Consider the following 12,578-nt stretch of genomic DNA (forward strand, 5'->3'; position numbering starts at 1 on the left):
TAAAAACGCACTCAGTTGAGTGCGTTTTTTATTTCAGCATTAAGCTTAATCACATTCTGCTATTCAAATAGTGATTAGTGCTTAAACATTGCCGAAATAGACTCTTCGTTGCTTACGCGACGAATCGCTTCAGCCATAACAGTAGACATTGTTAACTGAGTGACTTTCTCAAGTGCCGCTATTTCAGGGCTCAATGGGATAGTGTCTGTCACAATCACTTCATCAATGACTGATTCTAAGATATTCTTCGCTGCATTACCTGAGAAAACTGGGTGAGTGGCATAAGCAAAAACGCGGTTTGCACCGTGTTCTTTAAGCGCTTCAGCCGCTTTACAAAGTGTACCGCCAGTATCAATCATGTCATCAACGATAATGCAATCACGGCCTTGAACATCGCCAATGATATGCATCACTTGTGAAACGTTTGCTTTTGGACGACGTTTATCGATGATCGCTAGATCTGAATCATCAAGTAACTTTGCGATTGCACGAGCACGTACAACGCCACCGATATCAGGTGAAACAACCACAGGGTTGTCTAGGTTCTTAGCTAACATATCTTCAAGCAACACAGGGCTACCGAAAACGTTATCAACGGGAACATCGAAGAAACCTTGAATTTGCTCAGCGTGCAGGTCACAAGTCAATACGCGGTCAACGCCCACGCTTGATAGGAAATCGGCAACAACTTTAGCGGTAATAGGTACACGAGCGCTACGCACACGACGGTCTTGACGTGCATAACCGAAGTAAGGGATAACGGCTGTAATACGACCAGCAGATGCACGACGAAGCGCATCAACCATAACGATCAGTTCCATTAAGTTATCGTTAGTCGGAGCACAAGTAGATTGAATGATGAATACATCCGCACCACGTACATTTTCATTAATCTGGACACTGATTTCGCCATCACTGAAAACGCCTACATCTGCGTCTCCAAGTTTACAAAATAGACGATCGGCTATCTTCTTAGCGAGAGTAGGTGTTGCGTTACCGGCAAAAAGTTTAATGTCAGGCACTGTAGAACCTCAGGCGTATGCTTCATGATTGTGGCTGGGACAGAAAAGATATCCCAGATGTCGTTAACACTGAGCTAATCTCTGCATTAACGGTGACTTATTTGTTCCCTTAGCGACAAAGCCATTTATCGATGCTGGCAGCTTCGCCAAGACATCTTTAGCTTGTTGCTCTTGCTCGAATTGACCGAAAACACATGCTCCTGTTCCAGTCATTCTTGACGGCGCATATTCTAGCAGCCACGCTAAGGTCTTGGCAACTTGAGGGTAACGTTTTGCGACCAACTCTTGGCAGTCATTATGCCAAGGATTGGCCATTAAAGACTCAAGTGTGAGCTTAGGCGTGTTGCGGGGGAGTTCAGGATCTTGAAACACTTCGGCGGTAGATACATGCACATCGGGTACTAAAACAAGGTACCAAGGCTCACTCGGGCTGACGTCTTGCAATTGTTCACCAACACCTTCGGCAAAAGCAGATAAACCATTAATAAAAACAGGCACATCGGCTCCCAGTGTTAAGCCTATTCTTGCTAACTCCTTAGCGGATAAACCGGTTCTCCAAAGTGTATTTAGCGCCACTAATGTGGTTGCAGCATCAGATGAACCACCGCCTAAACCCCCTCCCATTGGTAAGCGTTTATCTAACCAAATCTCGGCACCTTGCTGACATTGGGTGTGCTCTTGTAACGATTTTGCGGCTCGCAGAATTAAGTTATCGCTATCCGCGACAACATCCGACATATTTGAATGCAATATCAAGGTCGTTTTATTAGTAACTTTAAAATCGAGGTAATCACAATGCGCTACAAATTGGAACAGAGTTTGTAATTCATGGTAACCATCATCGCGGCGACCGTTGATGTGTAAAAAAAGGTTGAGCTTGGCTGGCGCGGGCCAACCCAAAGACAGTGGGGCGGTCATAACGAGGGCTCACTTGAGTGTTGTTGTGAACGATTGGTCGCGGGGGCATTTTCTGCTGCGAGTGCTTGCCATTGGTTTATCTGTATTTTAAGTTGAATGTCATTTCGTTTTAAATCCAGTAGTCGAGGTAGCTCGGCACCACTCTGGGTTTGCCAACTCTTAAAGTCGACCTTCCAAGGGGGAGGCTGGGTGGCATTAACGAGGCTCAGCGGACGGTTTAGCGCATCTTGGCTAATAATTTCATCGCCACTACTGAGCTGACCGGTTATCCAAAGTGGTAAGGCATCTATGGGGATGGTCCAACCGGTGATCCGAGTGAGTAAGCGTTGAGCGTCAGTGTCGGTGTAGGTCTTGCCATCGAGTTCTAGTACTGTATTGCCCATAGTGCTGGTTAAACTTAACACTGTCGTGCCTAGCATGGTGGTGAGTTTTAACTCATTAGAGAATGGGGTATGCAACCAATATAGATTGGTACTAAATTTATCATCGGCGGTGCGCACCGCTAACTTGCCCTGCATTTCCCACGCCTGGGCTTGTTCGACTTGGTCGACAGAGACGGGTACTAAGTTGTCTGGTATGGTAGTTGAGCAACCGCTAATGAAAATAAAGCTCAATATCACCCATGCATAAGTGTTTTTTGTGAAGCTGCTCAAATTATTCATCTATTACTGATATAAAAGAGCCCTTATGATACGAGGGGTTAGATAAATTACCAATGCCCATATGTAAAAATAACCATTTATACAATGAACATCAGCGTAAATGAGTGTCATCTCTATGTAAAAATAGTGAAAAAAGTGATGCTAATAGAAAAAATGGGTAAGAACAGAGATTATTATTCGGTTTTGTTAAGCATATTCTGTTTTTAACAAATCTAATTCAGTAGAATGGCACCCATAAATAAGATGCCCAAGAGTCCAGAAATAATCAAATGAGCCTTGTAGCAATCGGAATAAATCATAAAACGGCCACGGTCGACCTTCGTGAGAAAGTTGCATTTTCGCCAGACAAAATTCATGAGGCCATGAAGAGTCTAGCGTCGCACACTCAGTCGGGTGAAGCCGTCATTATTTCCACCTGTAATCGGACTGAACTTTACTGTAATAACGGTGAAGAGGCCGATGTTGTGCGGTGGTTGGAAGAATATCATCAACTTTCTCATGCAGATGTAGAGCCCTGCCTGTATCAGTATAAAGATCAGGAAGCGGTTAAACATTTGATGCGTGTCTCTGCAGGACTAGACTCGCTGATCCTAGGTGAACCTCAAATCCTAGGGCAAGTTAAACAATCTTTTGTGAAAGCAAAAGAAGCTGGCACCGTTGCAGCCACAATGGACCGCTTATTTCAAAATACTTTTTCTGTTGCTAAGAAAATTCGTACTGAAACAGAAATCGGTGCCGCAGCGGTATCCGTTGCATTTGCTGCGGTTAGCATGGCAAAACATATCTTCTCCTCTTTAAGCACCACCCAAGTATTATTGGTTGGCGCGGGTGAGACGATAGAGTTGGTCGCCCGTCATTTAAAAGATAATGGTGTAAAGACCATGGTCGTTGCAAACCGAACCCTTTCACGTGCTGAAGCTATGTGTGATGAGTTTGGCGCGACAGCAATTACGTTAGAACAGATCCCTGATTTTCTCCCTAAGGCCGATATCGTGATATCCTCTACGGCTAGCCCATTACCGATCATTGGTAAAGGCATGGTAGAAAAAGCGCTTAAGCAGCGTCGTCATCAGCCTATGTTGTTGGTAGATATAGCAGTTCCTCGAGATATTGAGGCCGAAGTAGCGGATCTGGATGATGCGTTCCTATACACCGTAGATGACCTGCAAAGCATCATTGAACAGAATATGGCTTCTCGAAGAGAAGCTGCCGAGCAAGCAGAATTAATTGCAGACGATCAATCTTATCAATTTATGGAATGGATCCGCTCATTAGAGTCGGTTGACAGTATCCGTGAATATCGCAGTCAGAGTATGGCGATAAAAGATGAGCTGGTAGAGCGAGCGGTCAATAAATTGGCCCAAGGCGGTAATAGCGAACAAGTGTTGCTAGAGCTTGCCAATAAGCTGACCAATAAATTGATCCATGCCCCGACCCAAGCGCTTACTGCTGCGAGTCGCCGAGGGGATCTCAATTCTCTTGGACAATTAAGAACCGTGCTCGGATTAGATAAAGACTAAGGTTAGCGTTTTAATGAAGGACAGTGTGATTCGCAAGCTTGAAGGCTTGCTTGAACGTAATGAAGAAGTGTTGGCGCTACTGAGCGATGCAGGTGTTATTGCCGATCAGGAGCGTTTTCGCGCCTTGTCTAAAGAATATTCTCAATTAGAGGATGTTGTCAGTACCTTTAAATCTTTTCAGCAGGCCGAGGAAGATCTCGAGTCAGCTAAAGAGATGATGGAAGAGGATGATGCTGAACTTAAAGAGATGGCTCAGGAAGAGTTTAAAATTGCTAAAGCAGCAATAGCATCGCTTGAAGATGAACTGCAAATTCTATTGCTACCAAAAGATCCTAATGATGATAACAACTGCTTTATTGAGATCCGTGCAGGTGCGGGTGGCGATGAAGCGGCTATTTTTGCCGGCGATCTGTTCCGTATGTACAGCAAATACGTTGAAAGTAAACGCTGGCAGTTAGAAGTGATGAACACTAACGAAGGCGATCATGGTGGCTTTAAAGAGGTTATCGCTAAAATCAGCGGCGATGGTGTATACGGACAATTGAAGTTTGAGTCTGGCGGACACCGTGTTCAACGTGTACCAGAAACTGAATCTCAAGGCCGCGTGCACACCTCAGCATGTACCGTTGTTGTTTTGCCTGAAGTTCCTGAATCAGAAGCTATTGAAATTAATAAGGGCGATCTGAAAGTCGATACTTTTAGAGCATCGGGCGCCGGTGGACAGCACGTCAACAAAACAGATTCGGCTATCCGTCTTACGCACATCCCATCAGGTATTGTGGTCGAGTGTCAAGATCAGCGCTCACAGCATAAGAACCGTGCTCAAGCGATGAGTGTGCTTACAGCCCGTATCCAAGCTGTAGAAGATGAAAAGCGTCGTAGCTCAGAAGAAAGTACCCGCCGTAATTTAGTAGGTAGTGGTGACCGCTCTGAGCGTATTCGTACTTATAACTTCCCTCAAGGTCGAGTGAGTGAACATCGAATCAACCTAACTCTTTACCGCTTAAATGAGTTTATGGAAGGTGATTTGGATGTGGTTCTTGAACCGCTAATCCTAGAGAATCAAGCCGATATGCTTGCAGCTCTGGGTGACAACTAACTCAAGACCTATTGAGTTAGCTTGAACCTTCGAATAAGGACATTCCTTGCAATTGACTATATCTGAGGCCCTTAAATGGGCCTCTTCTCAGTTAGAAACCATATCCGATTCAGCGTCACTTGACGCTGAGGTGATGCTGCTTCACGTCATCAATAAGCCGCGTAGCTACATCTACACTTGGCCAGAAAAAAGCTTGGGCTCAGCGCATATCTCTGAGTTTAAGCAGATGCTTGCTAAGCGCCTTAGAGGTAATCCGATCGCTCATATCGTGGGTGAACGGGAGTTTTGGTCTCTGCCGTTTAGAGTCAATGCCACCACTTTAATCCCCAGACCTGATACTGAAATATTAGTTGAAACGGCACTAAACTTACCTCTCGCTGCAAATGCGCGGGTATTAGATTTAGGCACGGGAACGGGGGCAATCGCATTATCGTTAGCGCATGAGCGTAACGAGTGGAAGGTGTGTGCGATTGATAAAGTCGACGAGGCAGTAGCACTGGCGATTGAAAACCGTATTAACTTAAAGCTTGAACAAGTCGATGTGTTCCAAAGTGATTGGTTTGATTCAGTCGAGTGCTATGACTTTAACTTGATCGTGTCTAACCCGCCCTATATTGACGAAGAAGATGAACATCTTTCTCAAGGCGATGTACGTTTTGAGCCGAAAAGTGCCTTAACTGCGCCGTTAAAAGGCTTTGCCGACTTGTTTCATATTGCTGATTGTGCGCGTGATTACCTAGCGCCAGGCGGTTATTTATTACTTGAACATGGTTATCAGCAAGCTATTGAGCTTAGAGATAAGTTGATTGAGCTAGGCTATGAAAATGTGGCCACGGTGCGCGACTTTGGCAGTAACGATCGCTGTACGTTAGGTCGTTGGCCTAGATAGCGAGTCATTATTACTGATTGTAAAGGCACTTTTAAAGTGTCTTTTTTGTATCTACACCCCTAAATAAGATGACGATAAGGCTTTAACCATGAAGTATTTACAGCCTGTTTCTGGGTAAGCCAATTGTGTCCACTTAACGTCATAACCTCTGGCTTCATAAAAAGGTTTGGCCTGAAAGTCTAGCGTATCAAGCATGGCACATTTACAACCTCTCGACAGCGCAATACTCTCTGCTTCAGCAAGCAGTTTATGGCCGATCTGTTGCCCTCGTAAGCTCTCCGATACCCATAAGTTGTCAATCATTAGCCAGTTGCCAAAGGTTCTTCCTGAAAAACCCGCTAGAAGCTCACCGGTTTCACTCTGCAGTTTTAATCCTAGCGGCAACCTTTCTGATACTTCCCAGTGTTGCCAATTAAACTCTGCAATTTTGTCTTTTACCGCTTGGGCAAATGTGTTGCTGTCATCAAAGACAAATTGACTCATTGGTTTAGTGATCCTAATGATTTTATTGGGACATAATATATGAACCGTGAGCTAAAAATAAAGAAAGGGGTAAAGAATATTCATACTCGCTGCTGATTAAGCTAAGCAATTGTAAAAAACGACGCTAGTAATGGCTAAATTTCACGCACTTCATCAGGATACCATTGTCTGATATTGGTTATGGTTAAGGGGATCGGGTACACTAGCGCCTTTGTCGGCCAAAAGACCTAAAATCATGGAAACGTTCTATAGTTTGTACCCTGTGTTTAAGCATACTCACATGACATTTGTTGCGTTAAGCGTGTTGTTTTTTATTGTGCGTTTTTCTCTTCATTTACGTCAGTCTCCGATAATGGACAAAAAATTCATTAAGATAGCGCCTCATGTTATCGATACCTTCTTGCTTTTGTCTGGATTGATCTTGTGCTTCTCGATTAAGCAGTATCCATTTGTTGATACTTGGATGACCGAGAAACTCGGTGCTGTCGTTGCTTACATAGCACTTGCGACCATCGCGCTTAAAGCCGATCGTAATAAATTATTTAAAGTATTTGCTGCATTAGGTGCTTTAGGTTGGGTGTTTTATGCTGCTAAACTCGCGGTATTTAAGCAAGCAATGTTGTTAGGTTGAAGACTGACTTGAAACTTAACGATTCAATTAAATTACCCGAAACGGCTTTTGAAGTTGCTGAGCATCTTGGCTTTTCAAAAGCTAAGAATGCTAACTGGGCTTGGCTTGAACTTGCGGGTTCGGTGCTGAGTTTTTATGTTGTCGATCGTCATGAACGTTTAGCTGGGTTACTCAATTGGTTTTATAATGACTTGGGTTTTTGTCCTCGCGAAGATTATTACAGCGCTGAGGCGGCAGATCTCGGTAAATGTATGACGTCAAAGCAAGGTAATAGCACCACACTGGCAACAGTGTTAATGCTACTCGCAAAGCAGTTAGACCTGAAACTTGAACCGATACTTTTGCCGGGGCAAACTGTACTGCTTAGCCAGATTGATGACGAGATTCGTTATATCGATCCTTTAAGCGGTAATGAGTTTAGCAAGCACCAGTTGCATATATTGGTGCGCGGTGAGCTTGGTAATGCGGCAGCATTAAAGCCGAGTTACTTAAAGCCAGCTTCAGTCAAGCGTCTAGTGTCACGCATGATCCATGAGATGAAAGCGGGCAGTATTGTTGCGCATAAATTTGAGCCAGCGATGGAGTGCTGTAATTTACTGCTTCAATGGCACGCAGAAGATCTTAATCTCAATCGTGAACGGGCTTTTATCGCCCAGCAGTTGGGGTGTATCAGCGTTGCAACGGCTGACTTAAAGCATTTTGTCGATAACAGTCCACATGATCCGGTTATTGAACTGGTGAAGATGCAATTGAAAGAACTTAAAGAGGACGTTGAAACGTTCCATTAAGTGTATATAACCGTTCTACTTCAAAGTGCTTGTTTCAGAGCAGATTGAGCGAATTCAACTCAAGGCGCATTGTTGTAATAATGGTGATTCCCTTATAAGACAATGCAACACAGAAGTGGAGTCGCTCAGGCGCTTCCGTTGGGTGGGTTTAAAAGTGATTTATACTGCGTTACTGACCTTGACAATAGACTCGCTATTGCACTGCGGTCAAAGCCTTGTATAAACCACTTTTAACTCCCACTGAAGTCAAGCATCTTGGAGTAGAACGGGTATAAGGGCCTAACGGCCCTTTTTTAGTAAAGCAATCATTAGTATTAGAGCGCACTAATGCGCCATTAATGAAACAACAAATTGAACAACAACAATAATAATAACTAGGCAAAGTACTGTTATTAGAAAGTACAGCCACTATCAGGGAGATAGGATCAATGAGTAGTTCCGCTTCGGTAACCAGCGCATTAGTGACAAATGATGCGACAGCGCTAGGCATACTCGCCGTTGTGTTGGGTTTTGTTTTTTATACCAGCAACAGTAGTCACCCTTTTTGGAAGAAGTTTTATAAGTTCATTCCCGCCTTATTGATGTGTTATTTTTTACCATCATTGCTAAACACATTTAATATAATCGATGGTGATACTTCTCAACTGTATTTCGTCGCATCACGTTATTTACTGCCCGCTTGTTTAGTACTGCTGATTTTGAGTGTTGACCTTAAAGCGATTCTGTCACTCGGCCCGAAAGCCATTATCATGTTTTTGACCGGTACAGTCGGGATCGTGATTGGCGGCCCTATTGCCTTATTAATCATCTCTAGCATCAATCCTGACGTCTTAGGCGTGACTGGCCCTGAGGCTGTATGGCGTGGTATGACAACGCTTGCGGGTAGCTGGATTGGTGGCGGAGCGAATCAGGCGGCAATGAAAGAGATCTACGAAGCCGGTGGTGAGATTTTCTCTATCATGGTGACCGTCGATGTTATTGTGGCCAATATTTGGATGGCAGTATTGCTGTTTATGGCGTCAAAAGCCAAAGAGATTGATGCAAGAACAGGGGCTGACACTACGGCCTTAGAAGCATTGAAGGATAAAGTTGAAAAATACCACGCTGAAAATTCACGCATTCCAAGTCTAAATGACTTAATGATGATTGCAGCCGTGGGTTTTGGTATCACCGGCCTAGCACATTTATTTGCCGACTTCTTAGGCCCATTTTTTGAAGCCAACTACCCTTGGACACGCGATTATAGTTTAACCTCTAAATTCTTTTGGTTAATCGTCACGGTAACCACCATCGGCTTAGCAATGTCGTTCAGCCCTGTACGTCATTTAGAAGCGGCTGGCGCGTCAAAAGTAGCGACTGTTTTCTTGTATATTTTGGTCGCGACCATTGGTTTACATATGGACGTGTCTAAGCTATTTGATGTCGAAAATTTATGGTACTTTGCGATAGGTATTATTTGGATGACGGTGCACGCAAGCTTTATGCTCATTGTCGCCAAACTGATTAAAGCGCCGCTGTTTTATATGGCGGTGGGCAGTCAGGCTAATGTCGGTGGCGCTGCATCTGCGCCAGTGGTTGCTGCAGCGTTCCACCCAGCGCTAGCGCCTGTTGGTGTGCTTCTGGCTGTGTTGGGCTATGCTTTAGGCACTTATATGGCGTGGATGTGTGGTCAAATTCTGCAAATAGTTGCGACCTAGCTTAGCCTGTAATAAATTATGTTGAATAACGCCAGGGCAAACGTCTTGGCTCACGAAGAGAGAAGAGATTGATGAGCAATAAAACCATTGGTTTAGGTTCGATTGAAATCGCAAATGACAAACCTTTTGTGTTGTTTGGTGGTATGAATGTGCTTGAGTCCCGCGATCTTGCAATGAAGATTGCTGAGACTTACGCGGAAGTGACTCAGAAACTGGGGATCCCTTACGTATTTAAAGCGTCATTTGATAAGGCCAATCGCTCTTCGGTTAACTCTTACCGTGGCCCAGGTATGGAAGAAGGACTAAAGATTTTTGAAGAGATAAAATCAACCTTTAACCTCCCTTTGATCACCGACGTGCATGAAGTATCTCAGTGTGCACCAGTAGCTGAAGTTGTTGATATTATTCAGCTGCCTGCATTCTTAGCACGTCAAACAGATCTGGTTGTTGCTATGGCTCAAACCGGCGCGATCATCAATGTGAAGAAGCCACAGTTTTTGGCTCCGCATGAAATGCGTCATATCATCACTAAGTTTAACGAAGCGGGTAATGACGAGATCATTTTGTGTGAGCGTGGTTCTAGCTTTGGCTATAACAACCTAGTAGTTGATATGTTGGGCATGGATGAGATGAAGCAATCTGGTTACCCAGTAATTTTTGATGCTACTCATGCATTACAACAGCCTGGCGGACGCAGCGATAGTGCTGGTGGACGCCGCGCTCAAGCAACAGAGCTTGCTCGCAGCGGTATGGCATTAGGATTGGCTGGTTTATTTATTGAAGCGCATCCAGATCCAGATAATGCCAAGTGCGACGGCCCATGTGCGTTGCCATTACATCTGTTAGAAAGCTATTTAACGCAGATGAAAGCGGTGGATGATCTTGTTAAGTCATTTGAGCCAATCGATACGAGCAAGTAAACGCTCGCTTACTGCTTGATTGCTGATAAAGCCCTGTCTCCGGACAGGGCTTTTTTATTTTCAGTCCTAAAGTATCGACTCTAGTTAAATGCTATCAGTAATTAACCTTTGTCAGGTATAGATGATAAAAGCTGAGAAGCAGTTTTTATATCATCAAAACAAATATTCACTATTTACCGTTAGTTGAGATTAATACCTAATCTAACGGCATACTATGCCGCTATGTAGCTTCCCCATTCGATGACCTTAGGTGTGCTAATTACAGATGACATGGATTTTATTTACCTTGCTTGCAGCGTCGATGCAGGCATGGCGCAATGCCTTTCAGAGTAAGCTTAGCCAAGAGGTCAATATTGCCGGGGTTACACTGGCTCGGTTTATCTGGGCAACGCCAATTGCCATGTTGTACTTAGGCGGTCTGTATTGGTGGCAACCGATGGGATTACCCTATATCACGCCTAAATTTAGTCTGTATGTTCTCGGTGCAGCGGCAATGCAGATTTTGGCGACAGCGTTAATGGTAAAGCTGTTTAAGATGAAGAACTTTGCCGTCGGCGCCGGACTGGCAAAAAGTGAGGCGCTTGTTGCAGCAATATTAGGGGTGATATTTTTTGGGACTGAACTGTCACTGCTTGGCTGGATAGGCGTGGCGATAGGCGGAGCTGCGGTCTTTATGATGAGTAGCAGAGACGGGCTGAAACAGCTGTCATTTTCAACCGCTTTGCTTGGGCTTGCGTGTGGAACGGCGTTTGCGCTCACGTCCCTTTGGGTGCGTGAAGCTAGCCTAAGTTTAGATCTTCCCTTCCCACACCGGGCTGCGTGGGTATTGTTATTTGTTATTGCGATACAGACGTTGGTTTTAGTGCTGTATTCATACCTAGTTGATAGAAATGCACTCGATAGCATCCTCAAACGCCCTAAATTGACAATACTGACTAGCACGACAAGTTGCTTAGGCTCTATCGGTTGGTTTAGCGCCATGTCTTTGCAAGCGGTTCCTTACGTTAAAACACTAGGGCAAGTCGAAGTGTTTTTTACGTTACTTATTGCCATATTTTGGCTTAAAGATAAAGTGAACATTAAAGACATGCTGGCGTTACTGATGATCGCAATTGCGGCGATTTTGGTGATGTGGGGCTAATGCTGAGCTTCAATACCGCGAGGCTGTTAATTCAGCTCTTAGGGTAACTAATCAGCCTGATATCTATGCAATAGATAGCGGCTTATATTAATCGATATGTGAGCTGCTAGTACTCCGAAGATTGCCCCTGCAAGTAAATCACCTAAGAAATGGTAGTTCTGGCCGACTTGTCCAGCTACGGCCCCTAACATAGCGATTATCCAAATCCCTTTTAAACGTGGAAACCGCCACCAAAATACGCTCACTAGTGCGAAGGTAAAAAGGGCATGCCCAGAGGGAAAGGAGTTGTAAGCGAGTCCTTGGGCAAATGGGTGGAACCCCTCTACACCATGGGTAATCCAGGATGGGTTGCTCCCCGTTGCGGTATGGACCCAAGTTTCAGGCCAAGTACGACCAAAGACAAACTTAGCACTCACACGAACGGCACTGGCCATGATTAAGGTAATCGCGAGGGTGAGTGCGAGCGAGGCAAACTTTTCTCGGCCTTTGAGGGTAACGCAGCAGATAAGCACCAAGGCGGATAATATTTCAAACAGTAGCGGCATTTGACTCAAGGGTTTAAAAATGTAACTGGCATGACTATATTGATGCATCCAACTGGCAATGCCGCGATCGAGAAATAGCACACAGAATAACGTCAGCGTGATGGCGCAAAGGTACAGCCATATGCTGGTGCGCATGCTGATTGATGATGTGACATCAGGCGCAAGTAAAGGCATTTTAATTGAAACTGTTGGCTTATTCATCAATGGCTTAGCAATCGGTATTCTAGATAATAAGAGTTTAGAGACTGATAAAGCCAAGCACA

The 12,578-nt window shown here is 44.5% G+C and carries 13 protein-coding genes; 8 read left to right on the plus strand and 5 right to left on the minus strand.

Features of this window, described 5'->3' with window-relative positions; all coding sequences use genetic code 11:
* Window positions 1-74: 74 nt before the first annotated feature.
* The 3 genes from L2729_RS09650 to lolB form a co-directional block, all read right to left on the minus strand.
* The gene (locus L2729_RS09650; protein WP_248988076.1) at window positions 75-1,022 is read right to left on the minus strand and encodes a ribose-phosphate pyrophosphokinase; all 948 of its coding nucleotides are present in this window, start codon (window positions 1,020-1,022) and stop codon (window positions 75-77) included.
* 63 nt (window positions 1,023-1,085) lie between these two features.
* Window positions 1,086-1,940 (minus strand): 4-(cytidine 5'-diphospho)-2-C-methyl-D-erythritol kinase, encoded by an 855-nt coding sequence (gene ispE, locus L2729_RS09655; RefSeq protein ID WP_248988077.1) that lies wholly within the window; start codon window positions 1,938-1,940, stop codon window positions 1,086-1,088.
* On the minus strand, window positions 1,937-2,602 hold the full coding sequence (gene lolB / locus L2729_RS09660; RefSeq protein WP_248988078.1) for a lipoprotein insertase outer membrane protein LolB: 666 nt from the start codon (window positions 2,600-2,602) through the stop codon (window positions 1,937-1,939). Before lolB ends, ispE begins: the two co-directional genes overlap by 4 nt.
* Before the next feature lie 269 nt (window positions 2,603-2,871).
* Between lolB and hemA the strand changes: the two genes are divergently transcribed.
* From hemA to prmC, 3 genes are read left to right on the plus strand one after another with little or no spacing between them, the layout of a single operon-like run.
* Window positions 2,872-4,122, plus strand: coding sequence for a glutamyl-tRNA reductase (gene hemA, locus L2729_RS09665; RefSeq protein ID WP_248988079.1), 1,251 nt, complete (start codon window positions 2,872-2,874; stop codon window positions 4,120-4,122).
* Between the two features lie 13 nt (window positions 4,123-4,135).
* The gene (prfA, locus tag L2729_RS09670; RefSeq protein ID WP_248988080.1) at window positions 4,136-5,221 is read left to right on the plus strand and encodes a peptide chain release factor 1; all 1,086 of its coding nucleotides are present in this window, start codon (window positions 4,136-4,138) and stop codon (window positions 5,219-5,221) included.
* Window positions 5,222-5,267: 46 nt separating this feature from the next.
* Window positions 5,268-6,110 carry a peptide chain release factor N(5)-glutamine methyltransferase gene (prmC, locus tag L2729_RS09675; protein WP_248988081.1) on the plus strand — a complete coding sequence of 281 codons (843 nt, stop codon included), beginning with the start codon at window positions 5,268-5,270 and terminating at the stop codon, window positions 6,108-6,110.
* Window positions 6,111-6,161: 51 nt separating this feature from the next.
* Here the strand turns inward: prmC and L2729_RS09680 are convergent, their stop codons facing one another.
* Entirely contained in the window at window positions 6,162-6,593 is a 432-nt protein-coding gene (locus L2729_RS09680; RefSeq protein WP_248988082.1) for a GNAT family N-acetyltransferase, read from the minus strand.
* 235 nt (window positions 6,594-6,828) lie between these two features.
* On the opposite strand from L2729_RS09680, the gene L2729_RS09685 reads away from it, so the two are divergent.
* The 5 genes from L2729_RS09685 to L2729_RS09705 all read left to right on the plus strand — a co-directional run bounded on the left by L2729_RS09685 (window position 6,829) and on the right by L2729_RS09705 (window position 11,770).
* Window positions 6,829-7,224, plus strand: a complete 396-nt coding sequence (locus L2729_RS09685) for a SirB2 family protein (RefSeq protein WP_101089937.1) — start codon at window positions 6,829-6,831, stop codon at window positions 7,222-7,224.
* 8 nt (window positions 7,225-7,232) lie between these two features.
* Window positions 7,233-8,012 (plus strand): transglutaminase family protein, encoded by a 780-nt coding sequence (locus tag L2729_RS09690; protein ID WP_248988083.1) that lies wholly within the window; start codon window positions 7,233-7,235, stop codon window positions 8,010-8,012.
* A gap of 428 nt (window positions 8,013-8,440) precedes the next feature.
* Window positions 8,441-9,709 (plus strand): DUF819 family protein, encoded by a 1,269-nt coding sequence (locus L2729_RS09695; protein WP_248988084.1) that lies wholly within the window; start codon window positions 8,441-8,443, stop codon window positions 9,707-9,709.
* A gap of 71 nt (window positions 9,710-9,780) precedes the next feature.
* Window positions 9,781-10,629, plus strand: coding sequence for a 3-deoxy-8-phosphooctulonate synthase (kdsA, locus tag L2729_RS09700; protein ID WP_248988085.1), 849 nt, complete (start codon window positions 9,781-9,783; stop codon window positions 10,627-10,629).
* 265 nt (window positions 10,630-10,894) lie between these two features.
* Entirely contained in the window at window positions 10,895-11,770 is an 876-nt protein-coding gene (locus tag L2729_RS09705) for a DMT family transporter (protein WP_248988086.1), read from the plus strand.
* A 47-nt stretch (window positions 11,771-11,817) separates the two neighbouring features.
* Here L2729_RS09705 and L2729_RS09710 read toward each other — a convergent pair whose 3' ends face one another.
* A complete protein-coding gene (locus L2729_RS09710; RefSeq protein WP_248988087.1) occupies window positions 11,818-12,516 on the minus strand; it encodes a phosphatase PAP2 family protein in 699 nt (232 codons plus the stop codon).
* Window positions 12,517-12,578 lie beyond the last annotated feature (62 nt).

The organism is Shewanella gelidimarina (genome assembly GCF_023283945.1).
GTDB classification, from domain to species: domain Bacteria; phylum Pseudomonadota; class Gammaproteobacteria; order Enterobacterales; family Shewanellaceae; genus Shewanella; species Shewanella gelidimarina.